Origin of the sequence: Pseudomonas monsensis (genome assembly GCF_014268495.2) — a bacterium.
Lineage (GTDB): Bacteria > Pseudomonadota > Gammaproteobacteria > Pseudomonadales > Pseudomonadaceae > Aquipseudomonas > Aquipseudomonas monsensis.
This window is the reverse complement of the sequence record NZ_CP077087.1, coordinates 3,442,840-3,466,632: the sequence shown is the minus strand read 5'-3', so window position 1 is coordinate 3,466,632 and position 23,793 is coordinate 3,442,840. Positions and strand designations below refer to the sequence as shown.

Below are 23,793 nucleotides of genomic sequence, written 5' to 3'. Positions count from 1 at the left end.
TTATTCCTGACAACCCGCTGAATCTTCAGATTCACGTCAGCTAAGGTCGTTAAGGTGTTACCCGACAACCATCGCAGGAGGTGCCAGATGCGGGTTTTATTGGTCGAGGACGCACCCGGCTTAGGGGAGGCGGTGCGCGAGCAGATTGCCGATGACGGCCACGCCGTGGACTGGGTGCAGCGTCTGGACCATGCGCGCAACAGTGTGCGCACGACGCCTTATGACCTGATCCTGCTGGATTTGATGCTGCCGGACGGTCGCGGGCTGGACTTCTTGCGTCAGCAGCGCGCAGCGGGGGACGTGACCCCGGTCATCATCCTCACCGCCCAGGACCAGATTTCCGATCGCATTGCCGGCCTCAATGCTGGCGCCGACGACTACCTCGTCAAACCGTTCGATCTGTTCGAACTCTCGGCTCGGGTAGCGGCGGTGGCCCGGCGTTACAGCGGTAATCCCAATCCGCAAATCAGGTTCGGTGATTTGCAAGTCGACATGAACGCACGCACCGTTCAGCGCGCCGGCACTACTGTCGACCTTACGGCCCGTGAATGGGCGTTGTTCGAGGCCTTTGTCCAGCGCCCCAGCGCCTTGCTGTCGAAGTCGCAACTCGAAGAGCGCTTGTACGCCTTTGGCGCCGAAATCGAGAGCAACACCATCGAGGTCTACATCAGCCGCTTGCGCAAAAAACTCGGTCGCGAGCTGATTGAAACCGTACGCGGCATGGGTTACCGGTTGATGAGCGCATGAAGTCGCCGTCAAGCCTGCAAAAACGTCTGGGCCTGGGGTTGACCCTGGGCATGACCTTACTCTGGCTCGGCGCAACGGTCGGCGCATGGCTGGTGGTGCAGCATGAGCTGAACGAAGCGTTCGACAGTGCACTGGAAGAGACCGCGCAGCGCATCCTGCCTCTGGCCGTGCTGGAAATCAGCAATCGCGAAGCCCCTCGTGAGTCGCAACATGTCGCCACCCTGAAAATGCACAAGGAATACCTGACCTACCTGGTGCGCGATGCCTCGGGTGAGATTCTCATGCAATCCCACGACGCAAACCCGAAGATCTTCAGCAAACAGCCAAGTGAAGGGTTTTCCACCACTGAAAAGTACCGTCTGTACAGTGCCTCGGCGCTGCGAGGAACGGTGTTTATCGAAATCGCCGAACCTCTGGGGCATCGCCGAGAAGCTGCGCGTGAAGCGCTGTTTGCCTTGTTATTGCCGTTGCTGGCACTGATCCCGATCAGCTTGTTGGGCACCTGGTTATTTGTGCGCATCAGCCTGCGTAGCGTGTTGGCCTATCGTCGCGCCGTGGAATCGCGGGGTGTGGGCGATCTGTCGCCGATCAACGTGGCGCGTCTGCCGGCGGAAATCGACCCGTTGGCCGATGCGGTCAACCATTTGCTGGAGCGTTTGCGCAAGGCGCTGGAGGCCGAGCGCAGCTTCACGGCCAACAGCGCCCATGAATTGCGTACACCGTTAGCGGCGACGTTGGCGCAGATTCAACGCCTGCGCCACGAAGCCCCCGAAGGCCCGTTGCAGGTGCGTGCGGAGAAGATCGAGCACTCGTTACGGGAATTGGCGCGGCTCTCGGAAAAACTCATGCAACTGGCCAAGGCCGAGGGGGGCGGCCTGTTGTCCGAAGCGCCCCAAGACTTGATTCCGTTGTTGGCCCATGTCGTTGATGAGTGGAACCACAGCAGCGGGCAGCGCATCAAGCTGCAACTGCCAAGCCAAGCCAGCGTTTTCTCGGCCATTGATCCCGATGCTTTCGCCATCCTGTTGCGCAACCTGATCGAAAACGCGCTGAAATACGGCGCGACAGACCAACCGGTCGAGGTCAGCCTGACCGATCAAGCGCTTCTGCGGGTGGTGAACGGCGGCCCGGCGGTGCCGCGAGCGGTATTGCATCGCCTGACCGAGCGCTTTGTGCGAGGTAACAACGAAGCCAGTGGGACAGGATTGGGCTTGGCCATTGCTAAAACCATTGTGCAGGGTGTCGGCGCCCACATGACCCTGGTGTCACCGGCGACAGGAAGGGGGGACGGGTTTGAAGTGAACGTCCAGTTTGTGTAGAGGGTAAAAGTTGGATGCTGATCGTGGACGTCATATAGGACTGTCCTTCGTCGCGCACCGATCAATGTCCTCGGTACATGGAAAGGCAGCAGGCCGATTATTCGACTTGCCCAAGGACAGCGTGCGCTTTGGCCGGCGTCAGGTCTGTTCACTGACGCACGTTGAAGGGACAGGAATCAGCTCGGTTTATTCACGGAGGAGGGGGTTGACGTAGCACGTTGTTTTTTCGCTCCAGCCATTCAAACAGCCCCATGCCGACCAGCATGGCGATGACAAAAACGGCGCCTTTGCCGATGCCTGAACCTAGCAGGACCAAGGCCGGGCCCGGACAGACGCCTGCAAGGCCCCAGCCGATCCCGAACAGGAGGCTGCCAACGATCAGTCGCCGGTCGATGTGTCGAGCGGTGGGCAGGTTCATGGGCAGGCCGAGCAGTGACCGGGTTCGGGTTCTGGCGAATTTGAAGCCTACCGCCGCCACCGCAATGGCACCGGCCATGACGAAGGCCAGCGATGGATCCCAGTGCCCGGCCAAATCGAGGAAGCCGATGACTTTGGCGGGATTGGTCATGCCGGAAATCAGCAAACCGATACCGAAAATCAGCCCGGCAAGCCACGCGTAGAAGAGCGCCATGGTCAAAGACCTCCCAGAAGGTGCTTAACGACAAAAACGGTAACGAAACCCGCCCCCATGAACACCAGTGTCGCTATCACAGAGCGCGTCGATAAGCGCGACAGTCCACACACACCGTGGCCGCTGGTGCAGCCAGCGCCATAACGGGTGCCGATGCCGACCAGCAGGCCCGCGACAATCAATAACGGATATCCGGCATCAATCTGTATTGCGGGTAAAGAGGCGAACAGGCGAAAAGCCAATGGCGCCATTAGCAGGCCCAAAATGAAAGCCGCGCGCCACGCTACATCCCCGGTTATCGGGCGCAGCAGACTGCCGACAATGCCGCTAATGCCTGCGATGCGCCCGTTGAACAGTATCAACAGCACTGCCCCCGTGCCGATCAGCAAGCCTCCGAGCAAGGCGCTCAACGGCGTGAAGTGGTTCATGTCGATCATGACGCTCTCCTTACAGGGGCGTGTGTAGTGAAGGTTAATCGCGATGCAACCTTGATCATCTGATGGACGTCGCATTGACCGCAAGAGCGGTCAGTTGCATTGCTCGGGCGAAACCGATGGCAGCGCCCATTTCCAGAGAAAGCGCCTGTGCAAGTGGCTCTTTTCGTTCAAGGATCAGGTCGTAAATCTTTCCAAGGAAACCCGCACGCTCTGCAACTACGCTTTCAGTCGCCGGATTGACTACGGGCAAACTCAAGCGCATCAAAGCCGATAGCTAATGCCCGGACCCGCTGAAGAAGGCGCGTGGTTGAATGCGCCAGCTGTTGGTCGTAAGCCTGAAGGGTGACCATCGAGGCGTTCAGCAAAGCGTTGATATATAACTAAACTAAACAAGCATTTAGTTTAGTTATAACTATATAGCATCAAAAGAGTAGGGTAGCTCATCAGATGAGCTAGGGGTAGCTCATCCTTGAACGCTATCTTCCAAAAATGGACGATAACGCTCAAGGTGAGAAAATCAGCATCTGCCAATAAGGGAAAAAACATCAATGAATCATTTCCCAGGCTGGATGCTGGAAAGCGCGCACAGCTACCTAAAAGCAGCGGAGCTGCTGGATGCGCAACATCTACCGCACGTAGCGCAAGTCAATGCAGCGATCGGTATGGAGATCCTGCTAAAGAGCTTTATTTCGATTCCTGACCAGCACCAAGGAACCACTGGTGAAACCTACGACCTTGATAAGGATGCCATCAAGGCGGCTCACAAACGGCTTCAGGACTCGGGGAAAACCGATCGTAACCAACGTCTTGATGGGCATGATTTGCTGACGTTGTTTCATGCCGTTCCTGAACAGATCCGGTGCAGCCTGGCACTGGACAGCCAAGAAGATTGCTTTGAGAGATATCGACGCGTGTTCACCAACAGCCGGTATCCATACGAGTCCACCAGCGCAAAATTTTCTGACCCGATTCTGATGAGGATGCTGCGGTGGACGTTGGCCAACGTGGTTGGATATCACAAAGAGCGCGGATCGCAGGATGCATTCATTGTGAGTTACATCGCCAACCAGCAAGCTGGACCAGGTGATGCGTAAGAGGCAGTGCCTGCCTTCAAATCTGACCACCAGAGCCCCCCAGACCTCTATAGGACGCTTCGCATAATGTATATTATGTTAAATGATATATTGCGCTAGGCACCCTCACGCTAAGCATGTCTCCACTTCGACAATCAACCCAGCACCTCCTCGTAGCATCTTCAAGCGCAATCAAACCGATGTTCTGGGTGAAGACGTTGTAGGGAAAGCTGTTGAACAAGCAGCCGAGCATGGTCGAGAAACCGTCAGCGCGAAACGCGTTATCGAGAGTCCGTTGCGTGGTCGGTTTGCCGATCGCCAGGCAGTTGTCGGTGGTCCCGGCCATGATCACCAATGTCACACTGACCGTGGCCAAGCCCGGCAACAGATTGGCGGGTTACCCAGGGAACTTGCGTTCCAGCAACTGGGCAAATTGATCATGCTGCATGTCTGCCAATCCGGCCATCCATTGGCACAACTCGATACCGTCACTTTCGACGACCAGCACGCTCATCGCCGCCTGGCCTTCAGCGCCCACGCGAGTAAATTGCCGCGCAGCGAATACCTGCGCTCGACCCAGTTGTGGCAAGCGGAAAGCTATCTGGCGTTATTCGAAATGGTTCGTGCCGTGCTCGACTGGACCACCCTGCCCCGGCAACTGATCAAGCGTGAATTGGCCATGGGTGAACTGGTGGAGTTTATGAAAGAAGTGCTCTCAACTGAGCGGGAATGGGTATAACTTCCTTGCTTTCTGGTGAGACGCATACGTGGGTGATATTCGCCGTAAAAGCCAATACGTCCTTACCTAAAAAACCCTCAACCAAAAAGGTAAACGAGTGCGCGCCCAACTTGGCCACACCGACTTTTATAATCATTTCATCATCCCACGTTACAGGGCTCAGCAACTCTATCGACATCGCGCGCACCGGCGGCAGAATATTAAAACCCATTAAAGTTCTAAGCCCTGGAGCGCCCAGCCACCGGTCAAGCGCTACATAGATAGCTTCTACAGCAAAATATGAGAACCGCGGAGTGTAAACCACTCCTGCCGGGTCACAATCTCCGAACAAAATGGTTCGACTTACAAAAACTGCATCCGGCATTAAATCATCCCTGTCGTTATTGGTTAGCCACGCCGCCGGCATCTTGCCTATTAACGCAACGGCCGCCCTACCACTCTATCAGGTCATTCAAACGAATGGCCGAAGCGACTCTGGGGCCACGTTCAGCGCCGTGGGCGCAGGCATGCAAAGTATCTATGTCGACGGTAAGGCGCTTAACAAGGGTTTGGTTGTGCGGACAGACAACGATGCCCCGGCAAGTAGTGCATATGATAACGATCAGGAAAATACCACCGCCATGCTTGAAAATGGCTAGTTCTTGACCGGGGATATAGGCTTCTTGCATGTAGCACTGCTGGCTTGGTGCAGTGCGACCAAGCCGCACTGCACTTGTCTCTCGGCCTTTAAAACCAGGTCTCCATCTGAATGCCGTACTGCCAGACACCTCCCGCATGGAAGTCGGTCATGCCAAAGGCATCTGTGGTGCTGAATCTGTCCAGATCCGAAGACCAGTTCATGAAGCTTGCGAACACTCGCAGTTCAGGACGCGTAAGAAGATCTGCAACGTCAAGTTTGAATGTCGGGGCGACCGTGAATTTCCAGAAGTTACCGTCAACCGCATTACGTTGCAGATAGCCCTTGGGGTCGAGGTTCATGGTTTGCCAGCTCAGTTCGTAGGCCATCTCGAAGTTACTGTTGATTTTGTTAGCCAGTCGCACGTTCAGAGTCAGCCAGCGGTAGTCGTCACCCTTGACGTATCGGTCCTTGCTTTGCTCGGCCAGCAAGCTGGGCCCGATACGCCAGTCAGGCGCAAGCGGGGTCTCCCCGTAAAGTGCCAGACGCAGCGCGCGGGCCTCGTCGATCAACTCCCCGTCCGAGCCAACGTTCTTGACCTCTGCACCCAGGCCTTGCCCATAGAGCAGCGCCGTTTTGAAGAAGCCTTCTCTGCCGAAAAAAGTTTTCTGGTGATTGGCCAGCATGCTGTGCAAGCCGGAATCCGCAGGCGTCAAACCGGCTTTATTGGTGCGGGTCGAGAAATCGTTTTTCTTCGCACCGATGGCGTTGTACATCCATTGCCACTGGCCATCCGCGAAAAACTGGTTGGAGGTCAGAATGTAGCTTTCCACATCGGCATTGATACCGCCTTGACTGAAATCCCCGTAGCTACGCCCAATCAAGGAGTAATTCGAGCGCCAGTTCTTGTTCATCTGCACATCGTAAATGCCACCGCCGGTGCCAGCCAGGTAGACGACGTCCGAGTCCAGCCAGTGGATATCGAAGTTGTCTCTGTCGAAGCGCTTGCCTGCCCACAGCGTGGCGTTCTCGAACACTGAATTGCCTTTGAACGCGGCGACATGGTCGAGCGTGGCGAATACCTGGCGCACGTTGAGTTTGCTTTCGTCGGCCGTCCAGTCGTTGGAGCTTTCCACCCCGTCGGCGATGGAAACCGTGAACTTGGAGCGGGTGCCGTTTTGTGCATGGATCTCTTTCGACAGGTCGATACGCATGTAGGTGTCGTCTTCGTTGCCGAGTCGCCCCACTGCACCGCCCACCGAGCCGGCCGGCGTTGTATAAGGGCCGCCACGGCCACCACCGAGTCCCTCGTCGACCAACAATCCGGAGCGCGCATAGCCGTTGAAGCTGAACCCATCAGTGAGGTGTCCGGTACTGCCCTCTTTCTCCGGGCTTTGCTGACGGGCTTCGAGTTTTGCCAGTCGGGTATCCAGGTCAGGCGCCGAAATGGCTGTTGCGTTAGACGCGGCGGGCTGCAAGGGAGGGGACGCAAGTTTGATCTGCTGCAATTCGCGGGCAAGTATTTGGGTCTGCTGTTCGGCCGTGGCTGCGCGCTTTTCGGCTGCGCTGGCACGGGCTTCAAGTGCGGCCATGCGCTGTTCCAGTGTCGCTGCCTGAGAGGTCGCCGCGGATGTGCCGAGCACACCTGCCAGGAGCCAGCCTGTTGCTTTCTGCATGTGAAATCCCTGTTTGTTTTTATTGTTGGTTGACGCTATTGGCGTTTTTTTACCGGAGCAGCGCGTTGTCGCAATCGACGAAAAAAAGGGTGCCTCATCGCAAATACGCTGCTACATTTGGCGATGTTAACGTTAACTTTTCTAAAAACAAAAATAAAGGACGCTCGATGAAACACCTGAAATCGCTCCTGCCCGCCACATTGATCACCCTGTTTGCCGCACTTCCATCCGTATCGAGCGCAGCCGATCTGACGATCTCGTGCGGTGCTGTGGGTGCGGAGTTGCAACTGTGCAAGGAGGCCGTCGAGAGGTGGTCGAAACAGACTGGCAACAGCGTCGAGGTGGTCTCCACGCCTAACTCGGCGACCGAGAGGTTGTCGTTCTATCAACAGATCCTCAGTGCGCAGTCCGCCGACATCGACATCATTCAAATCGACATGGTCTGGCCGGGGATGCTGGCCAAACATCTGATGGATCTGCGTGAGGTGCTTCCAGCCAACGCGACCCAAGGCTACTTCCAGGCACAGGTCGATAACGCCACCGTAAACGGACGTTTGGTGACGATGCCCTGGTTCACCGACTCGGGCCTGCTGTATTACCGCAAAGACTTGCTTGAGAAATACAACCGGCAGGTCCCCCAGACCTGGGAAGAAATGACTGCTACCGCGAGGGATGTTCAACAGGCCGAGCGCACCGCCGGGAACGCCAATGTCTGGGGTTACATCTTTCAGGGCCGCGCCTACGAGGGACTGACGTGTAATGCGCTGGAGTGGATCAGCAGCCAGCCGCAAGGCGGGCTGATCAATCAACGCGGCGACATCGTGGTCAACAGTCAGGCTTCAAGAGCAGCTTTGACGTTGGCGAAAAGCTGGGTCGGCGACATCTCCCCGCGTGGCGTGCTCAATTACACCGAGGAAGAAGGCCGTGGCGTTTTCCAGTCGGGCAATGCGCTGTTCATGCGTAACTGGCCCTATGTCTGGGCCCTGGTGCAAAGCCAGGACAGTGCCGTAAAAGACAAAGTCGGGGTCGCTCCCCTGCCCCGCGGCGGCGAGGCCGGCGACCATGCCTCCACCCTCGGTGGCTGGGGCCTGGCGATATCGCGCTACAGCGCCCATCCCGAACTTGCCGCCAAGCTGGTGAGCTACCTGACCAGCGCCCAGGAGCAAAAACGTCGAGCCCTGGCAGGCGCCTATAACCCGGTGATCGAGTCGCTGTATCAAGATCCCGAGTTACTCGCGGCCATGCCTTATTACGCTCAGTTGCACAGCATTCTCAACGATGGGGTCATGCGCCCCGCGTCAATCACCGCCGATCGCTATCCGCGGGTCTCCAATGCGTTCTTCGATCGCGTGCATGGCGTGCTCGCGGGCGAGTTGCCCGTCGATCAGGCGCTGGCCGAACTGGAAAGCGAACTCACGCGCATCAAACGCCAGAACTGGTAAGCCACAAGGAAGGAAATCACCATGTCTGTCTCTACTGCCCATGCCCCCTTCGACGAGCTGCTGCTCACGAGGGAAACGCCCGTACAACGCCGTCGGGTACGCGCCGCCTGGCTGTTCCTGACACCGATGCTGTTGTGTCTGGCCCTGGTCGCTGCCTGGCCGCTGCTGCGCACATTCTGGTTCAGCCTGACCGACGCCAGCCTGGCGGACAGCGGTGGCGCAACCTTCATCGGCTTGAGCAATTATCTGGTCCGCAACGGTTCCGCCTGGTCGGGCATCCTCGTCGATCCACAATGGTGGAATGCGGTGCGCAACACGTTGTATTTCACTGTGGTGTCAGTGGGCCTGGAAGTCGTACTGGGGCTGTTGGTGGCGTTGCTGTTGAACATCAAGTTCACCGGCCGTTCTCTGGTGCGTGCGCTGATTCTGATTCCGTGGGCGATTCCGACCATTGTCTCGGCAAAGATCTGGGCATGGATGCTGAACGACCAGTTCGGCATCATCAATCACTTGATGCTGAGCCTCGGCCTGATTGACGCGCCCCTGGCCTGGACGGCAGATGCAGACCTGTCGATGTGGGCGGTGATCATCGTCGACGTCTGGAAGACCGTGCCTTTTGTCACACTGCTGATGCTGGCGGCCTTGCAGATGTTGCCAAGCGATTGCTACGAAGCGGCCCGGGTCGATGGCATCCACCCGCTGAAAGTGTTCTGGCGTGTCACCCTTCCCCTGTTGATGCCTGCACTGCTGGTGGCAGCGATCTTTCGCATTCTCGACTCGCTGCGGGTATTCGACGTGATCTATGTGCTGACCTCGAACTCGTCGAGCACGATGAGCATGTCGGTGTATGCCCGCCAGCACCTGGTGGAGTTCCAGGACGTCGGTTACGGCAGCGCGGCTTCGACCCTGTTGTTTCTGGTGGTGGCGGTCATCGCCATGCTTTATCTCTACCTCGGCCGCCGTCAACTGGAGGCCCGTTCATGAGCCCGCGCCTGCTGAAAAAAGCGTTGTTGCGCCTCGGCTTCTGGTGTCTGATCGGGGTGTTGTTGCTGTATGCGGTTTTCCCCTTCTACTACGCCATCCTCACGTCGCTGAAGCCGTCCAGCGCCTTGTTCGAGGTCAGCTACTGGATCGCAAACCCGGACTTTTCCAATTATGCGGCGATCCTCCATCAAGCCTCATTCCTGCGGGCGATCGGTAATTCGCTGGTGGTTGCGCTGTGCGTGGTGACACTGGCGCTGTTCCTCAGCCTGACCGCCGCCTATGCCTTGGGCCGGGTGAAATTCCGCGGGCGTGGCACGGTGTTGATGATGGTGCTTGGCGTGTCGATGTTTCCCCAGGTTGCGGTGTTGTCGGGGCTGTTCGAAGTGATCCGTGCCTTGGGGCTGTACAACACGTCCTGGGCGTTGATCCTGAGCTACACGATTTTCACCCTGCCCTTCACCGTCTGGGTGCTGACCACATTCATGGGGCAATTGCCCCATGAATTGGAGGAAGCGGCAATCATGGATGGCGCCTCGCCTTGGGTCACGCTGACCCGAGTGCTGTTGCCGTTGCTATGGCCCGCGCTGGTGACCACTGGTTTATTGGCCTTCATCGCCGCGTGGAACGAGTTCCTGTTTGCCCTGACCTTCACCCTCACTGACACCCAACGCACGGTGCCGGTCGCCATCGCCTTGATTTCCGGCGGCAGCCCCCATGAGTTGCCTTGGGGCTTGTTGATGGCGGCATCGGTGCTGGTCACCGTCCCACTGGTGATTCTGGTGCTGATCTTCCAGCGCCGAATCGTTTCCGGTCTCACTGCCGGCGCGTTAAAGGGTTGATGCCCAACAAAGACAAGGAACAGCATCGTGATCAAATTAAAACTGGACAACGTGAACAAACAATTGGGCGGCGTGCGGATTCTTCGCGACATCAACCTGGAGATCGCGGCGGGTGAATTCGTGGTGTTCGTCGGCCCTTCGGGCTGCGGAAAGTCGACCCTGCTGCGGCTGATCGCCGGACTGGATTCGATCTGCGCCGGCGACCTGCTGATCGACGGGCGACGGGTCAACGACCTGGAGCCGCGCGAGCGTGGCGTCGGCATGGTGTTTCAGTCTTATGCGCTATACCCGCACATGAGCGTCTACGACAACATCAGTTTTGGTCTCAAGCTTGCGAAGACGGAAAAGAGCAGCCTGCGCGAGCGGGTGCTGAAAACTGCGCAAATCCTGCAATTGGACAAGCTGCTGCAACGCAAGCCAAAAGAGCTGTCCGGTGGGCAGCGTCAGCGTGTGGCCATGGGCAGAGCCATGGCGCGAGAACCGGACATTTTGTTGTTCGATGAGCCGCTTTCCAACCTGGACGCGTCCTTGCGGGTGCAGATGCGCAACGAAATCGCCCGGCTGCATGCCCGACTGCGCTCGACCATGATCTACGTTACCCACGATCAGGTAGAAGCGATGACCCTGGCCGACAAAATTGTCGTGCTCAATGGCGGCCATGTAGAGCAGGTCGGCGCACCGCGCGAACTCTATGAGCGCCCGGCCAGCCGCTTTGTCGCCGGTTTTCTCGGCTCGCCCAGAATGAATTTTCTGCCGGTGCGCCTGCAGACGCCAGGCGAAACCAGCCTGGTCGATACCCTTGTATGGGGAATCATGCCCCTGCCCTTCGACAGCTCGAACCTGGCGACGGGCACGCAACTGAGCCTGGGGATTCGTCCGGAGCATGTGTCGCTGAAGGTGGCGGATAAAGCCGCTGGCGTCATCGTTACCGCGGTCGAATACCTGGGCAGCGAAACCTATGTGCACCTCGAGACAGGTCAAGACGATCCACTGATCTGTCGTTGCGAAGTCAGCGCCGGATGGCAAGCCGGCGATCGGGTTGAGCTGCAACTGGACATCGACAACCTGCACTTGTTCGACGTCGACGGCGCGGCCTTGAAGCGCTACCCACAAGCCATTGAAACCCTTCCGGATGGCGTCTGTCTGCGCTCGGCACGAGCAAGCGCCCTATGACTGAGTATTTGAATTCTATGAACGACCCAATGTCTTGCGCCCTTGACCTTGCGCAGCATGCACTGAGTGATGGTCTGACTCGCGTCATCCAGGATTATCGTCCCGGTTATCATCTTGCCCCGCCGGCAGGCTGGATGAACGACCCTAACGGCGTCGTGTACTTTCGTGGCGAATATCACGTTTTCTATCAGCATCACCCCTTCGATGCGCAGTGGGGACGGATCTATTGGGGCCACGCCAAGAGTGCCGATCTGGTTCATTGGCAGCACCTGCCCATTGCGCTGGCTCCCGGCGATGACGTCGACCGTGACGGTTGTTTTTCCGGTAGCGCCGTGGTGTGTGGCGATACCTTGGCCCTGATCTACACCGGGCACACTTGGCTGGGTGATGTGGGAGACGAGCGTTTCATCCGTCAAGTGCAGTGCCTGGCAACCAGTACCGATGGCATCCACTTCGTCAAACATGGCGCCGTGATTGACCGCGCGCCGCAAGACACCATCATGCACTTCCGTGACCCCAAGGTCTGGCAGGAGGATGACTGTTGGTACCTGATTGCCGGCGCGCGTCTGGGCGACAGGCCGCTGCTGCCGTTGTACCGTTCCACGGATCTGCACACCTGGGAATTCCTCGACTATGTGTCCGCCGGCAGCGAGGGCGATGGCTATATGTGGGAGTGCCCGGACCTGTTTCGCCTGAATGGACGCGACGTGCTGCTGTACTCGCCCCAAGGCATGCAAGCCGACGGTTACGACCGGCTCAACAAATACCAGACGGGTTACCGAGTGGGCCAACTCGATAGCGCATGGCATTTCACCGGTGGGCCTTTTATCGAGCTGGATAACGGCCACGATTTCTATGCAGCGCAAACGCTACTGGCCGCCGATGGTCGGCGCCTGGTGTGGGCGTGGCTCGACATGTGGGAAAGCCCGATGCCGAGCCAGGCCCATCACTGGTGCGGCATGCTAGGTGTGCCGCGTGAACTGGAACTGCGCGGCGATCGCCTTTGCGTGTATCCGGCACGGGAGCTCAGCGCTCTGCGCCTGGCGCCATTGCCGGATACGCCCGGCTGGGAAGATACGGGATCGCGGTGGGTGCCGGAAGTGCGCGGCGATATGCTCGAAATCCATGTGCAACTGGATCTGCTCGACTGCACCGACGGCCACTTGGGGATCGCCTTGCGTTGCAGCGACGATGGCCGTGAAGAAACCCTGCTCTACTACGATGCAGCACTGCAGCGCCTGGTGCTTGACCGCAGTCGCTCGGGTGCGCAAGTCACAGGCCAGCGCAGCGTATGGATAGACCCGACACAACAGCGACTCGAACTGCGCGTGTTCCTCGATCGTTCGTCCGTCGAGGTGTTCGACGAAAACGGGCGCTTCAGCCTCAGCAGTCGCGTCTATCCGCGGCCCGACAGCCTGGGCGTGAAGCTTCTGGCAAGCGGGACTGGCGGACGTGTGTCGATTTGCAGGGCATGGCCTCTTGGTTCTGGATGGCTATGAACGGCGTCATTCGGGTCGCGAGAAGCGCGGGCCCTGTGTCATGATCCGGCGTCAACCTGACCGATTTTGCCTCACATGACTTCAGTGAAAGACGTTGCACAGCTGGCCGGCGTGTCCCTGATGACGGTTTCTCGTGCGCTCAACAGTCCGGAAAAACTGAGCGCCGAAACCCTTCAGCGGGTGCGTCGGGCCATTGATGAATTGCAGTTCGTACCGAGCCTGTCAGCGCGCAAGATGCGCGGCGATAACCTGCAGTCGCGGACCATCGGTGTGTTCGCGCTGGACACGGCAACCACGCCGTTCGCGGTCGAGTTGCTGCTGTCCATTGAGCAGACCGCACAGCAGGCAGGCTGGAATGTCTTTATCCTCAACCTGCTCAGCAACCCGCCCACCGACCAGAACATCGACCTGATGCTGTCGCACCGTCCGGACGGCTTGATCTTCAGCGCGATGGGATTTCGCCAGGTTTCCATTCCCGAACGATTGAAGAGCAAACCGTTGGTCCTCGCCAATTGCCTGGCCGATGACCGCCGTCTCGTCAGCTATGTACCCGACGATGAAGCGGGCCAATACCGGGCCGTACACCATGCGTTGAACCTCGGCTACAAGCGCCCGCTGTGTATCAATCTGCCCAAACAGAGTCTGGCCTGGGGGCTGCGCCAAAAAGGCCTGCACCGTGCCTGTCAGGCATTCGGACTGGCGCCGGAGGCACTCCTGCAATACGACCTTTCCGACCATGATGCCTATAGCGAAACAGCCGCTATCCTCGACCGGCACATCAACGATGGTCGCCCCCAATTCGATATCCTGATCTGTGGCAACGACCGCATTGCCTTTTGTGCCTATCAGCTGCTATTGGGCCGAGGCCTGAAAATTCCCGAAGATGTCGCGGTGCTTGGCTATGACAACATGGTCGGTATTGCGGAGCTGTTCATCCCCCCGCTGACCACGGTGCAACTGCCGTACTACGAGATCGGGCGCAAGGCTGTCCGGCACCTGATCGAGACCCTCGACGTATCGGGCGCCCAGCCGGTTGATTGTCCATTGGTGGTCAGAACATCGCTATGAGCCTGGAAGGGCCCGCGCAGGGCCCTTTTCGTACTTCAAGCAAAATGGCCCGGCCATTGAGCCAATCCTTCACCGTCTGATCGAAACCTGTCCCGACAACCTCACACACTGCGATGTGAGGTTTTCGCATCTGCACAAAAAAGATTGCCGATTCATTGTCAGGTGATTTTTTTCAGCCTATCTTGAATAAATCCTATACAGAACGCTTTGTCGCGTACAACTCTTTCGCTATGGATCGGCCTTAACGTACAGCACCGCCGCGAGAACCTTGAATGAACCCACTACTAGCCAGCCATTACCGTGAAATCCTCGTCGGCGTCGGTGAAAACCCCGAACGCGAGGGATTGTTGGACACGCCCAAGCGTGCCGCCAAAGCGATGCAATATCTGTGCAATGGCTACACGATGAGCCTGGAAGACGTCACCAACGGCGCGCTGTTCGAATCGCAGAGCGATGAAATGGTGATCGTCAGCGACATCGAGCTTTATTCCTTGTGCGAGCACCACATGCTGCCCTTTATCGGCAAGGCGCACGTGGCCTATATCCCCACCGGCAGAGTCCTCGGGCTGTCGAAGGTCGCGCGCGTGGTGGACATGTTCGCGCGTCGCCTGCAGATCCAGGAAAACCTCACCCGGCAGATTGCTGAAGCCATCCAGCAGATCACCGACGCTGCCGGTGTGGCAGTGGTCATTGAAGCCCGGCACATGTGCATGATGATGCGCGGCGTGGAGAAGCAGAATTCGGTCATGACTTCCTCCGTGATGCTCGGCGCGTTCCGTGACAGTTCAACGACGCGGCAGGAATTCCTGCAACTGATCGGACGGCGATAAACCTATACAGGGCCAAGGCACTGTACAAGCCGATCGTTCGACACTTCACCCTCTTCGCTCGAGTACTTCAGGGAGTAAGGCAATGACCCGATTTCTGCTGTTACTGACATTGGTCCTCAGCGTCGCGAGCTGCGGCAGTGTGGATGTCACCCGCTATGCGGACCAGCAACCGGCGTTGGATCTGGAGCAGTTTTTCAGTCAGCCCGTCAAAGCCTGGGGGATGTTTCAGAAGCGCAGCGGTGAGGTGGCCAAGCGGTTCGAGGTCAACATCGTCAGCCGTCGTGAGGGCAACAACCTGATTCTCGACGAGCATTTCCTGTACAGCGATGGCACCCGCCAACGCCGCGTCTGGACCCTCACGCCCGAGGGCCAAGGGCGCTGGAGCGGGCGCGCGGATGACGTGGTGGGCGTCGCCAAGGGCCAGGTCGCTGGCAATACCTTGCACTGGCGCTATCGCCTGAACCTGCCGGTCGACGACTCGACGTACGAAATGAGCATGGACGACTGGATGTACCTGATGGACGAGGACACGCTGATCAACCGCACCGCCATGTCCAAGTTCGGGGTAGAGGTCGGCCAGGTGACGTTATTCTTCCGTCGCCAGGGTGCCGGAGCAAGCCAATGAACCGCGCACTGACCATGGCCTCGCTCGGCGACGGTTACCGTGCGCTGGTGATCGGCGCCAGTGGAGCCCTCGGCACAGCTTTTTGCGAACAACTTGAACAGGATCCGCGCTGTGCCGGGGTTCGTGCGCTGGGGCGCCGGACCGTTCCCGCACTGGACCTGGAACGCCCCGAAACGATTGCCGGTGCTGCCACGGAGCTGGCAGCCGAAGCACCGTATCAGTTGATCATCCACGCGGCCGGCCTGCTCCATCGCGACGCGATCAAGCCGGAAAAAAGCTTCAGCGCGATCGAGCCGGAGGCGCTGCAAGCCGTGTTTCAAGTGAACACGCTGGGACCGGCATTGGTGCTGCGCCACTTTCTACCGCTGCTCGATCCTCAGGGAGCGATGGCGATGCTTTCGGCCAAGGTCGGGAGCATTGGCGACAACCGTTTGGGCGGCTGGTACGCCTATCGTGCATCCAAGGCTGCACTGAACATGCTGATCAAGACCGCAGCCATCGAACTGGCGCGCACTCGCCCGCAGAGCCGCTTGCTCAGCCTGCATCCGGGCACTGTCGTGTCGGCGCTGTCGCAACCTTTTCGCGGGGCGTCCAGCGCCCGGCCGGCAGACGTCGCCGCTGACCAGCTACTGACCGTGATTGACCAGTTGACGCCGGCCGACAGCGGCCATTTCTTTGCCTACGATGGAGAACGCCTACCCTGGTAGGCAAGGAGTGAAGCATGAACCTGCAAACCCTCACCGAACGTGCGGCCAACAGCGAAATCCGCGAGCTGGAGCTGCTGTCACTCGAAGGCGGTTTTTACCTGGCACGGATCCGCCTCGATCACGGCCAGTTCACCCTGCTTGATGATGCAGCCAAGCCGATGCACCTGCGTTCGATCACTCACCTGCGGGACCTGCTGCAAACCGTGCCGGCCTTTCCGTGCGTGCTGGTGCAGCAATGCGTACACGACGAAATGTGTGGCCGGGATACGGGGCCTGTCGAAGAGCTGCGTATTCCGTTTTCGCTCACCACGCCGTTATGAGGCGGACAATCACTCGTCATCCAGATGATGCGTGTGAGCCAGCAACGAATCGGGTATCCCGTCACGGATCAAACCACCCTCGCCTATCCAGGCCTGGGTGGATTGATATGCGCGTTGCAGCAGTTGATCGGTCTGATTGAAATCGAATACCGAAGCATCCAGCGGGCACAACGGCGGCACGACATGGATAGCTGCGCGCGCGCGATACAACTCGATGTCACGCACCAGCTGACGCATGCTCATCAAGTTAAGCGTATGCAAGGCCAACGCCACTAGCCCACTGGGCGGACACGGGCAGGCACAACCGAACCCGGTGGGTAAAACCACAACCCGTGTCGCACCCAATGCCACGGCACTGGCAATCGGTGTGTTGCTGGTGACCCCGCCGTCGACCAGAAATTTTTCGCCGAGTCGCACGCAGGGAAACACCAGAGGTATCGCAGCGCTGGCGAGCAAAGCCTGTTCAGCACTGCCACTGGATAAAAGCTCTTCGGCACCGCTGAGCAAATTGGTGGTGACGATATAGAGCGGTAACTCGGTATCTTCGATCAATTTGACCGGCAGTGACCTGCTTACCAAACGGTGCAAGGCGGATGCACTCAGCAGGTGACCGCGACGATTCAGAAGGCCCTTGAGGGTGTCGAGCGCCGAAAACGGGAACACGTCCGACTTGCGCAGGCTACGCCAGAAGTCCGCGAGCTCGCTCACGCCTTTGGCATTCGGTCTGGCTGCAAAGTAAGCACCGTTGATGGCGCCGACCGACGCGCCAACCACCAGGTCGAATACAACGTCAGCCTCCACCAGGGCCCGTAACATCCCGACCTGAACCGCCCCCAGGCTTCCACCGCCGGCCAGGACAAGCGCCGTTTTTATCGTTGGCATAACCCTGCCCTCACCGCTCTGTTCAGATGACAAGCCTAGCTGCTGGCGACCGTTACCAAGAGAATGTTTACGCTGCGCCCATATTGAAGGCAGGCGCTCTGGTCCGGGGTAGCGTCTACACTCGTCAATAGGTAAGACGTTGTTCAGAGCTGGAGGCTCCTCCAATGCCATCTGTACCTGAAACAACCAGTGCCGCTGCGCCGGCCCCGCCCAACAGCCATCCTGCCTGGCTGAGACTGGCCCATTGGCTGAACGCTTTGGCGGTAGTGGTGATGGTCACAAGCGGATGGCGTATCTACAACGCCTCTCCGCTTTATGGTTTCAATTTCCCCAACGCGATCACCTTGGGCGGCTGGTTGGGGGGCGCGTTGCAATGGCATTTCGCAGCCATGTGGGTGCTGGTCGGCGTCGGCCTTCTCTATGTGCTTTTCAATATTTTCAGCGGTCGACTGTCACGGCGTTTCTTCCCCGTTTCCCCCAAAGGCTTTTTTCATGACCTGTGGTCTGCACTGCATGGTCAGCTAGGGCATGACGATATAAGCCATTACAACCATGTGCAGCGTGTGGCGTATCTGTTTGTGATGCTCGACATTATCGTTTTGGTGATTTCCGGGTTGGTGTTGTGGAAATCAGTCCAGTTTCCGCTGTTACGCGAACTGCTCGGCGGCTACGACAGCGCACGGCATGTGCACTTCATTGCGATGTTTTTATTGGTGGCGTTCATCGTCGTGCATTTGGTGATGGTCGCACTCGTGCCGAAGACGTTATGGGCCATGATTGCAGGCCATAAGGAGCACGTATGAGGAAGCGCCCGGAACTGGATGAATCGGCCATTTTGAAGGACGCGCGAAAAATTATCTCGCTCAAGGTCGAAGATCACTCGCGACGCGCCTTCCTGCTGCGCAGTTTGACCCTTGGCGGCGTGGCCATGTTGTCCGGCTGCAATATCTCAGATAACGAACAGGTTGAAACGGCGCTGGCGTCCATGTCGCGCTTCAATGACCGGGTTCAGGGCTGGCTGTTCAACCCCAACGCCTTGGCCCCCACCTATCCTGAGTCGATGATCACACGGCCATTTCCCTTCAATGCCTTTTACGGCATCGACGAAGCACCGGCCGTCGATGAAGAGAGCTACCGCCTGGAAGTCTCCGGCATGGTCGCCGACAAGCACAGCTGGAAGCTTGAGGAACTGCGCGCCATGGCCCAGACCGAGCAGATCACCCGGCATATTTGCGTCGAGGGCTGGAGCGCTATCGGACGCTGGGGCGGTGTGCGCTTCAGCGAGTTCCTCAAGCGCGTCGGGGCCGACACTGATGCGAAGTACGTCGGTTTCAAATGCGCAGACGATTACTACACCAGTATCGACATGCCCACGGCGCTGCATGCACAAACCCTGCTGACACTGACTTACGATGGTGCCGTACTGCCGCGTCAATATGGCTTCCCGATGAAACTGCGGATGCCGACCAAACTTGGCTACAAGAACCCGAAACACATCCAGGCAATGTTCGTCACCAATACCTATCCCGGTGGTTACTGGGAGGACCAGGGCTATAACTGGTTCGGTGGTAGTTGACACCCAAGGTAACCTCATCGCGCGAAATGATCTGCGCTTATTCGCGAGTTGAGTTTCAAGGCCCAGGAAATGAATCGGAAATGGCATCGCGTACAAAGTCTTCATAGGTGCGCAGTGGATGCTCTATGAGGGTCTGTAGGTGTTCTACAGTTCCTTCGGCTGATCGCATGCCGAAGTTCTGAATACCCGACATCATCAGACGCATGTCATACGCCAGCCAGGTGGGGCCATACGAAGCCAGTTGTCCTTCGAAAGCGGCCACGTCATCCCCTCCATAGGCGATCTCACGGCCCAGGGCATGGCTCCAGATATTCGCCACCGACGTACCTGTGAGCACTTGCGGCCCAACCAATTCCAGAGTTTCACGGCGCAGCGCAGAGGGCGCCGTATCGCGTCGCAGTAACTCTGCGACCGCGACATCAGCGATATCGTACGTGTCAATCATCGACACGCCTGCCCCGCCGATTGGCATGGGGTAAACCGAGTAATTCTGAATAGTCTGCTGCACCATGTGGTCGTTTTGCATGAAGTAAGCCGGACGCAGAATCGTGGCTGGCATGTCCAGACTCTCGATCATGCGCTCAACCGTATAGTTACGCTTTTACGCGTCTGCCAGAATCGCTTGGTCATAGGCCACCGCACTTGGCGAGCACTCTGCGCTGAAAGAGTATCCGGTTTGATTAGATCACTCCGCGAAAAGGCTTCGAATTCGCTGCTCATTTCTCACTGCCCAGTTAACGTCGTGGCTAGGCGTTTGCAGTGTGCGACGACGGATGAATGTGCTGTAGGCCTTATCCGCACCCCTCCAGTGGCTGCACAAAAAATACGAAGTAGAAGTCATTTCCAGGCCAACATTTTGCATTGATAGGTGTGACTGTTTCAGGCTTCTTACAAGTCATGGTGCGAAAACCACCAGGCCCAATACCATTGGGCGGTTGCGCATAAAATCTTCTTGCACGCATGACAACCCCGACTATGCTGCCAAAACCCTCTCTACTGGCCATTGGCCTTGGGTGGACGACCTCCGGTTCCGCTGTCCGGGCATCGCATTGCTGATTGGCGCAACGCTATACACCTGACGACGCCAGTGCGTTCGCCGCGGTGTTCCCAAGGAGGGAGTCATGCCTGCACCAGGACACTACCTGATCGCAATTGCCATCTACGATGGTGTGGATTTGCTCGACATCAGCGCCCCTTACGAACTGTTCAACTGGATGAAGCTGGTTGAACCGCAGACGAACACCAGCGCCCCTCGCCGCTCCGTCCGGCTGATTTCCCTTGATGGGCCATCCATCACCACGCGTGATGGCATGACCATCGGTGGCGATCTACCGGTGTTCGATCAACATTCCGATGACATCGACCTGCTGTGGATTCCCGGCGGTGAACCCACCGATTTGCAACGTCTGATGAAAGATCCCCGGCGTATGACCTGGCTGTTTCAGCAAGGCAGTGCTGCGCAATATTGCGCCTCGGTCTGCGAAGGTGCCTTGCTCGCGGCCGCAGCAGGTTTGCTGGACGGTTATAACGCCACCACGCATTGGGCCTTTATCGCCTGCCTGAAACTGTTCACTCGGGTCAATGTGGTAGACGGTTATCCTCGTTACATCGTCGACAGACAACGTATCACCGGCGGTGGCATTTCATCGGGGCTCGACGAAGCCTTGGCAATCATTGCCTTGATTGCCGGTGAGCTGGTCGCCCAAAAGGTGCAGTTGAACATCCAGTACAACCCCCGTCCTCCCTTCACCAGCGGCGACCCTTCCGTCGCCAAACCACCGGTCTACACCCCGGGCGCCGGGCGCACCTGCGATTCGGCTCTCGCTGAAACCATCGCCCTTGTGCTCAAGCGCACCGGTTCTTCATAGGAGGCGCACAGCTACCGGCGTTCACATTGCCCGGTCGAACTATCTCAACGGACACCCGGCTGTCATGGCTGTGGGACATTTGCGCAATGCGCAGGGAGCAGGAAATGAATTCGCGTTACAGGATCTTCGCAGGGCTGATCGTGTGTGCAACCACCTCCACGGCGCTCGCCGAACTCACGGCTCAACCGTTCCTTTCACCGCCCAGGCTCCTTGAAAAAAGCCAGACAGGCACGCTGAAGGCCATTGAACTGGCCCAACCATCAACAGGGTGCGATCCGGCAGGTGACATCACGCGTGACGGGCAAACAGTCGAACTCAACCTGCAAGTGCAGAAGCGCGAAAACTACATCTACAACCCGGGGAGTCCCGACGGTGCCAAAGACAAGGTCATGTTGCGCTCATACGGCGGCTGTCTGACGGGGCCGCTCATTGATGTGCAACCGGGCAACACCCTGCGAGTGCATCTGGACAATCAACTGGAGAAAACGATCCCAGTTGTCCGGGGGGGCTTGATCCGGCGAATGGCGATCCCGGCTGTTTCAACACGATCAATCTGCACTACCACGGAATGCACGTCTCACCGTCCGGCAACAGCGATAACGTGCTGCTGAACATCGCGCCGCAAACAAAGTTTGAGTACGAGGTCAATATTCCCACCGATCACCCTTCAGGTACGTTCTGGTATCACGCACACCGACATGGTTCTACGGCGCTTCAGGTCGCCAGCGGCGCAGCGGGCGCGCTGATCGTGCGCGGCAATCGCCCCTACACCGGTGACAAGCCGGGAGACATCGACACCATCCTCAAGGACGCGGCGGGCAAGCCCCTCACCGAGCAAGTCTTTCTGTTCCAGCAAATTCCTTATGCGTGTTTCGACGACAAGGGCAACATCATCACGCAGAAGGACGGCACCTGGTCGTGCCCCGGCGATAAAACCGGTGTGGTGGAGAACTTCGACGCGCAACTCTCCTCCCCCACGGTCTGGGACAACAGCGGCCGGTTCACCAGTATCAACGGTGCGGTCCAGCCGACTTTGCGCGGCATAGCCGCAGGAGAAATTCAACGCTGGCGCTTCATTCACGGCGGCATCCATGACACCGTGAATTTGCAAATCGTGCCCATGAACACCAGTGGTGCCAAAGCCAGTCTTGCGCTGCAGGGCATACTCGGCGGCACGCCAAAGGAACAAGCAGCGCTGATCGCCGACCTGTGCCCGGTGACAGTGCCTGACTCCAGCAAACCGGTCGAACTTGTTCCGCAATTCGAGATCGCCGCCGACGGCCTGACGCGCACTGCCATCCGCCCGATCGGGGTGAACAAGAAAAGTGTCAGTGGTGGCATCGGCAGTAACTTTCTGCAACCAGGCTATCGCAGTGATGTGTTGCTGATGTTCCCCCGTGATGGCACCTATTGCGTGCTGAACCAGGCGGCAACGCCGGCAGAGCGCGCGAATGCCGGCCCCAATGGCGGCCCCGGCGGACAAGGTCCGAATGAAACCCAATTGCTGGCAACGGTGATCGTCTCCGGCGGTAAAGTGGTGACCGACGATCCGCAAAGCTATATCCAGCAGGCGCTCTATGACGCCAACAAAGGCTCATCGTTGCCGGTGGCAGCCCTCGAAGGACTGCGTAGCGGCAACCTGAAGCCGTGGCGCGCAATGCCCGACCTCAAGGATGCAACCGTCAACGACGACATCCAGAAAGCTGACTTTTTCATCGGGTATCCGCCATTTCCGCCGGCAGCTCCGGCCACGGCGCCGAAAAAACCGGGGGATCCGTGGTCTGGCGCCTTCGGCTTTTTCATCAACTACAAATCCTATGACCCGGACCGTATCGACTTCACCCGTCAGGTCAACACCACCGATGACTGGGTGCTGACGTCGCAGGGCGAACCTCACATCTTTCACATCCACGTCAACCCGTTCCAGGTGATGGACGTGCTCTACGCCAAACCCGGCGAAAAGCCCAAAAGCATCTTCGGCCCCAATGGCGAATGCCTGGTTCCGGCCGACGAGCTGGGATTGCAAAACCAGTACTGCGGGATGTGGCACGAGTTCAAAGACACGATCTTTGTCCAGAACGACTATCAGGTATTGGTGCGCACGCACTACGACCGCTACATCGGTGAATTCGTCATTCACTGCCACATCCTCGATCACGAAGACGGCGGGATGATGACCAATATCCAGATCGTGCCAGACCTCAATGCCGTCGGCGGCGGCATTGGCATGGCAGGGATGAAGCACACGTCGCATCAACATTCGGACGTCAAAAAACAGTGATAAGGAGATGTCAGTCATGAGCAATCCCTTTGCAGGAAAATGGACCTATAGAAGTTTCCTCAATAACCCCGCATTAACTGGAGGAGCGCCGGACAAACTCGCGGCACTGTTATTCGCCGAAGGCGTGTGGACCGTGGAGGACACTGCCGACGGGACATTTGCAGGTGAACTCGGTTTCGGCTCGAACGCGGTCATGGACTTGAAGGGCGTCATCACGCGCGCCCATGACGGACTACCCGACCACGTACACATTGTGGGCAGCGGGCGGCCCGGGACCTCCACTCAAGACTACTTCTACGACTATGACGGGGTGCTGACGGAGCACTGGCCAAACGGCGTGAATCAGGTGCCGGCCATCACTGGATCAGTCATCCGTGTGAAGCCTCACGACGGCGCGTCTGCCGGACTGGTCGCTTCGTTCATCGCCGTCAAGGCCAGTTAGCTATCGCTTGCAGGACGCT

The 23,793-nt window shown here is 58.1% G+C and carries 25 protein-coding genes and 3 pseudogenes; 20 read left to right on the top strand and 8 right to left on the bottom strand.

Annotated elements, in window-relative coordinates; all coding sequences use genetic code 11:
• Positions 1-87 precede the first annotated feature (87 nt).
• The gene (locus HV782_RS15270) at positions 88-747 is read left to right on the top strand and encodes a response regulator transcription factor (protein ID WP_123468784.1); all 660 of its coding nucleotides are present in this window, start codon (positions 88-90) and stop codon (positions 745-747) included.
• Positions 744-2,066 (top strand): sensor histidine kinase, encoded by a 1,323-nt coding sequence (locus tag HV782_RS15265; protein WP_186745361.1) that lies wholly within the window; start codon positions 744-746, stop codon positions 2,064-2,066. Before HV782_RS15270 ends, HV782_RS15265 begins: the two co-directional genes overlap by 4 nt.
• 190 nt (positions 2,067-2,256) lie before the next feature.
• Here HV782_RS15265 and HV782_RS15260 read toward each other — a convergent pair whose 3' ends face one another.
• The 3 genes and pseudogenes from HV782_RS15260 to HV782_RS15250 form a co-directional block, all read right to left on the bottom strand.
• Positions 2,257-2,697, bottom strand: coding sequence for a YeeE/YedE family protein (locus tag HV782_RS15260; RefSeq protein ID WP_186745359.1), 441 nt, complete (start codon positions 2,695-2,697; stop codon positions 2,257-2,259).
• A gap of 2 nt (positions 2,698-2,699) precedes the next feature.
• A complete protein-coding gene (locus tag HV782_RS15255; protein ID WP_186745357.1) occupies positions 2,700-3,134 on the bottom strand; it encodes a YeeE/YedE family protein in 435 nt (144 codons plus the stop codon).
• Between the two features lie 79 nt (positions 3,135-3,213).
• Positions 3,214-3,387, bottom strand: a pseudogene (locus HV782_RS15250) (aldehyde dehydrogenase family protein); the annotation flags it as partial.
• A 295-nt stretch (positions 3,388-3,682) separates the two neighbouring features.
• Here HV782_RS15250 and HV782_RS15245 point away from each other — a divergent pair.
• The gene (locus tag HV782_RS15245) at positions 3,683-4,228 is read left to right on the top strand and encodes a hypothetical protein (RefSeq protein ID WP_186745355.1); all 546 of its coding nucleotides are present in this window, start codon (positions 3,683-3,685) and stop codon (positions 4,226-4,228) included.
• 145 nt (positions 4,229-4,373) lie between these two features.
• Here the strand turns inward: HV782_RS15245 and HV782_RS15240 are convergent.
• Positions 4,374-4,565, bottom strand: a pseudogene (locus HV782_RS15240) (solute carrier family 23 protein); the annotation flags it as partial.
• Here HV782_RS15240 and HV782_RS15235 point away from each other — a divergent pair.
• Positions 4,503-4,946, top strand: a complete 444-nt coding sequence (locus HV782_RS15235; protein ID WP_225931018.1) for a LysR substrate-binding domain-containing protein — start codon at positions 4,503-4,505, stop codon at positions 4,944-4,946. The pseudogene HV782_RS15240 and the gene HV782_RS15235 sit on opposite strands and share 63 nt — an antisense overlap.
• On the opposite strand, the gene HV782_RS15230 is transcribed toward HV782_RS15235, so the two are convergent.
• Together HV782_RS15230 and HV782_RS15225 are read right to left on the bottom strand one after the other, a co-directional pair.
• A complete protein-coding gene (locus HV782_RS15230; protein WP_186745353.1) occupies positions 4,906-5,310 on the bottom strand; it encodes an acyl-CoA thioesterase in 405 nt (134 codons plus the stop codon). The two genes, HV782_RS15235 and HV782_RS15230, sit on opposite strands and share 41 nt — an antisense overlap.
• A gap of 362 nt (positions 5,311-5,672) precedes the next feature.
• Positions 5,673-7,238, bottom strand: coding sequence for a carbohydrate porin (locus HV782_RS15225; RefSeq protein ID WP_186745351.1), 1,566 nt, complete (start codon positions 7,236-7,238; stop codon positions 5,673-5,675).
• Between the two features lie 167 nt (positions 7,239-7,405).
• Here HV782_RS15225 and HV782_RS15220 point away from each other — a divergent pair, with 167 nt between their 5' ends.
• The 10 genes from HV782_RS15220 to HV782_RS15175 all read left to right on the top strand — a co-directional run bounded on the left by HV782_RS15220 (position 7,406) and on the right by HV782_RS15175 (position 16,725).
• Positions 7,406-8,680 carry an ABC transporter substrate-binding protein gene (locus HV782_RS15220; RefSeq protein WP_186745349.1) on the top strand — a complete coding sequence of 425 codons (1,275 nt, stop codon included), beginning with the start codon at positions 7,406-7,408 and terminating at the stop codon, positions 8,678-8,680.
• Positions 8,681-8,701: 21 nt separating this feature from the next.
• The gene (locus HV782_RS15215; RefSeq protein ID WP_186745347.1) at positions 8,702-9,664 is read left to right on the top strand and encodes a carbohydrate ABC transporter permease; all 963 of its coding nucleotides are present in this window, start codon (positions 8,702-8,704) and stop codon (positions 9,662-9,664) included.
• On the top strand, positions 9,661-10,503 hold the full coding sequence (locus HV782_RS15210) for a carbohydrate ABC transporter permease (RefSeq protein WP_186745344.1): 843 nt from the start codon (positions 9,661-9,663) through the stop codon (positions 10,501-10,503). Before HV782_RS15215 ends, HV782_RS15210 begins: the two co-directional genes overlap by 4 nt.
• Positions 10,504-10,530: 27 nt before the next feature.
• Positions 10,531-11,676 (top strand): ABC transporter ATP-binding protein, encoded by a 1,146-nt coding sequence (locus HV782_RS15205; protein WP_186745342.1) that lies wholly within the window; start codon positions 10,531-10,533, stop codon positions 11,674-11,676.
• On the top strand, positions 11,673-13,175 hold the full coding sequence (locus HV782_RS15200) for a glycoside hydrolase family 32 protein (RefSeq protein ID WP_186745340.1): 1,503 nt from the start codon (positions 11,673-11,675) through the stop codon (positions 13,173-13,175). The genes HV782_RS15205 and HV782_RS15200 overlap by 4 nt, the downstream gene beginning before the upstream one ends.
• A 75-nt stretch (positions 13,176-13,250) precedes the next feature.
• Complete coding sequence (locus HV782_RS15195; protein ID WP_186745338.1) at positions 13,251-14,243, top strand: LacI family DNA-binding transcriptional regulator; 993 nt, start codon at positions 13,251-13,253, stop codon at positions 14,241-14,243.
• Between the two features lie 272 nt (positions 14,244-14,515).
• Positions 14,516-15,073 (top strand): GTP cyclohydrolase I FolE, encoded by a 558-nt coding sequence (folE, locus tag HV782_RS15190; RefSeq protein WP_123468712.1) that lies wholly within the window; start codon positions 14,516-14,518, stop codon positions 15,071-15,073.
• 82 nt (positions 15,074-15,155) lie between these two features.
• A complete protein-coding gene (locus HV782_RS15185) occupies positions 15,156-15,698 on the top strand; it encodes a DUF3833 domain-containing protein (RefSeq protein ID WP_128614731.1) in 543 nt (180 codons plus the stop codon).
• Positions 15,695-16,405, top strand: coding sequence for an SDR family NAD(P)-dependent oxidoreductase (locus HV782_RS15180; protein ID WP_186745336.1), 711 nt, complete (start codon positions 15,695-15,697; stop codon positions 16,403-16,405). The genes HV782_RS15185 and HV782_RS15180 overlap by 4 nt, the downstream gene beginning before the upstream one ends.
• A gap of 14 nt (positions 16,406-16,419) precedes the next feature.
• Positions 16,420-16,725: a DUF6482 family protein gene (locus HV782_RS15175; RefSeq protein ID WP_064587549.1), complete on the top strand. Its 306-nt coding sequence runs from the start codon at positions 16,420-16,422 to the stop codon at positions 16,723-16,725.
• A gap of 9 nt (positions 16,726-16,734) precedes the next feature.
• On the opposite strand, the gene HV782_RS15170 is transcribed toward HV782_RS15175, so the two are convergent.
• Positions 16,735-17,607, bottom strand: a complete 873-nt coding sequence (locus HV782_RS15170) for a patatin-like phospholipase family protein (protein WP_128614732.1) — start codon at positions 17,605-17,607, stop codon at positions 16,735-16,737.
• Positions 17,608-17,771: 164 nt separating this feature from the next.
• Here HV782_RS15170 and HV782_RS15165 point away from each other — a divergent pair, with 164 nt between their 5' ends.
• Positions 17,772-18,410, top strand: coding sequence for a cytochrome b/b6 domain-containing protein (locus HV782_RS15165; RefSeq protein WP_128614733.1), 639 nt, complete (start codon positions 17,772-17,774; stop codon positions 18,408-18,410).
• A complete protein-coding gene (locus tag HV782_RS15160) occupies positions 18,407-19,183 on the top strand; it encodes a molybdopterin-dependent oxidoreductase (protein ID WP_128614734.1) in 777 nt (258 codons plus the stop codon). Before HV782_RS15165 ends, HV782_RS15160 begins: the two co-directional genes overlap by 4 nt.
• A 55-nt stretch (positions 19,184-19,238) precedes the next feature.
• On the opposite strand, the pseudogene HV782_RS15155 reads toward HV782_RS15160, so the two are convergent.
• Positions 19,239-19,775: pseudogene (locus tag HV782_RS15155) on the bottom strand (NmrA family NAD(P)-binding protein); the annotation flags it as partial.
• 529 nt (positions 19,776-20,304) lie between these two features.
• Here HV782_RS15155 and HV782_RS15150 point away from each other — a divergent pair.
• The 4 genes from HV782_RS15150 to HV782_RS15135 all read left to right on the top strand — a co-directional run bounded on the left by HV782_RS15150 (position 20,305) and on the right by HV782_RS15135 (position 23,774).
• Entirely contained in the window at positions 20,305-21,051 is a 747-nt protein-coding gene (locus HV782_RS15150) for a DJ-1/PfpI family protein (RefSeq protein ID WP_128614735.1), read from the top strand.
• Between the two features lie 104 nt (positions 21,052-21,155).
• Positions 21,156-21,662 carry a cupredoxin domain-containing protein gene (locus HV782_RS15145; RefSeq protein WP_202894574.1) on the top strand — a complete coding sequence of 169 codons (507 nt, stop codon included), beginning with the start codon at positions 21,156-21,158 and terminating at the stop codon, positions 21,660-21,662.
• Positions 21,620-23,332, top strand: a complete 1,713-nt coding sequence (locus HV782_RS15140) for a multicopper oxidase family protein (RefSeq protein WP_202894573.1) — start codon at positions 21,620-21,622, stop codon at positions 23,330-23,332. Before HV782_RS15145 ends, HV782_RS15140 begins: the two co-directional genes overlap by 43 nt.
• A 16-nt stretch (positions 23,333-23,348) precedes the next feature.
• Positions 23,349-23,774: a hypothetical protein gene (locus tag HV782_RS15135; RefSeq protein WP_123468693.1), complete on the top strand. Its 426-nt coding sequence runs from the start codon at positions 23,349-23,351 to the stop codon at positions 23,772-23,774.
• Positions 23,775-23,793 lie beyond the last annotated feature (19 nt).

What these genes read in the sequence shown, in the direction of transcription:
- HV782_RS15165 (WP_128614733.1), top strand. Translation starts at nt 17,772, where the DNA reads ATGCCATCTGTACCTGAAACAACCAGTGCCGCTGCGCCGGCCCCGCCC.
- HV782_RS15265 (WP_186745361.1), top strand. Translation starts at nt 744, where the DNA reads ATGAAGTCGCCGTCAAGCCTGCAAAAACGTCTGGGCCTGGGGTTGACC.
- HV782_RS15150 (WP_128614735.1), top strand. Translation starts at nt 20,305, where the DNA reads ATGCCTGCACCAGGACACTACCTGATCGCAATTGCCATCTACGATGGT.
- HV782_RS15215 (WP_186745347.1), top strand. Translation starts at nt 8,702, where the DNA reads ATGTCTGTCTCTACTGCCCATGCCCCCTTCGACGAGCTGCTGCTCACG.
- HV782_RS15170 (WP_128614732.1), bottom strand. Translation starts at nt 17,607, where the DNA reads ATGCCAACGATAAAAACGGCGCTTGTCCTGGCCGGCGGTGGAAGCCTG.
- HV782_RS15185 (WP_128614731.1), top strand. Translation starts at nt 15,156, where the DNA reads ATGACCCGATTTCTGCTGTTACTGACATTGGTCCTCAGCGTCGCGAGC.
- HV782_RS15270 (WP_123468784.1), top strand. Translation starts at nt 88, where the DNA reads ATGCGGGTTTTATTGGTCGAGGACGCACCCGGCTTAGGGGAGGCGGTG.
- HV782_RS15210 (WP_186745344.1), top strand. Translation starts at nt 9,661, where the DNA reads ATGAGCCCGCGCCTGCTGAAAAAAGCGTTGTTGCGCCTCGGCTTCTGG.
- HV782_RS15255 (WP_186745357.1), bottom strand. Translation starts at nt 3,134, where the DNA reads ATGATCGACATGAACCACTTCACGCCGTTGAGCGCCTTGCTCGGAGGC.
- HV782_RS15140 (WP_202894573.1), top strand. Translation starts at nt 21,620, where the DNA reads ATGCACGTCTCACCGTCCGGCAACAGCGATAACGTGCTGCTGAACATC.
- HV782_RS15145 (WP_202894574.1), top strand. Translation starts at nt 21,156, where the DNA reads ATGAATTCGCGTTACAGGATCTTCGCAGGGCTGATCGTGTGTGCAACC.
- HV782_RS15180 (WP_186745336.1), top strand. Translation starts at nt 15,695, where the DNA reads ATGAACCGCGCACTGACCATGGCCTCGCTCGGCGACGGTTACCGTGCG.
- HV782_RS15230 (WP_186745353.1), bottom strand. Translation starts at nt 5,310, where the DNA reads ATGCCGGATGCAGTTTTTGTAAGTCGAACCATTTTGTTCGGAGATTGT.
- HV782_RS15245 (WP_186745355.1), top strand. Translation starts at nt 3,683, where the DNA reads ATGAATCATTTCCCAGGCTGGATGCTGGAAAGCGCGCACAGCTACCTA.
- HV782_RS15220 (WP_186745349.1), top strand. Translation starts at nt 7,406, where the DNA reads ATGAAACACCTGAAATCGCTCCTGCCCGCCACATTGATCACCCTGTTT.
- HV782_RS15260 (WP_186745359.1), bottom strand. Translation starts at nt 2,697, where the DNA reads ATGGCGCTCTTCTACGCGTGGCTTGCCGGGCTGATTTTCGGTATCGGT.
- HV782_RS15225 (WP_186745351.1), bottom strand. Translation starts at nt 7,238, where the DNA reads ATGCAGAAAGCAACAGGCTGGCTCCTGGCAGGTGTGCTCGGCACATCC.
- HV782_RS15195 (WP_186745338.1), top strand. Translation starts at nt 13,251, where the DNA reads ATGACTTCAGTGAAAGACGTTGCACAGCTGGCCGGCGTGTCCCTGATG.
- HV782_RS15200 (WP_186745340.1), top strand. Translation starts at nt 11,673, where the DNA reads ATGACTGAGTATTTGAATTCTATGAACGACCCAATGTCTTGCGCCCTT.
- HV782_RS15160 (WP_128614734.1), top strand. Translation starts at nt 18,407, where the DNA reads ATGAGGAAGCGCCCGGAACTGGATGAATCGGCCATTTTGAAGGACGCG.
- HV782_RS15135 (WP_123468693.1), top strand. Translation starts at nt 23,349, where the DNA reads ATGAGCAATCCCTTTGCAGGAAAATGGACCTATAGAAGTTTCCTCAAT.
- folE (WP_123468712.1), top strand. Translation starts at nt 14,516, where the DNA reads ATGAACCCACTACTAGCCAGCCATTACCGTGAAATCCTCGTCGGCGTC.
- HV782_RS15175 (WP_064587549.1), top strand. Translation starts at nt 16,420, where the DNA reads ATGAACCTGCAAACCCTCACCGAACGTGCGGCCAACAGCGAAATCCGC.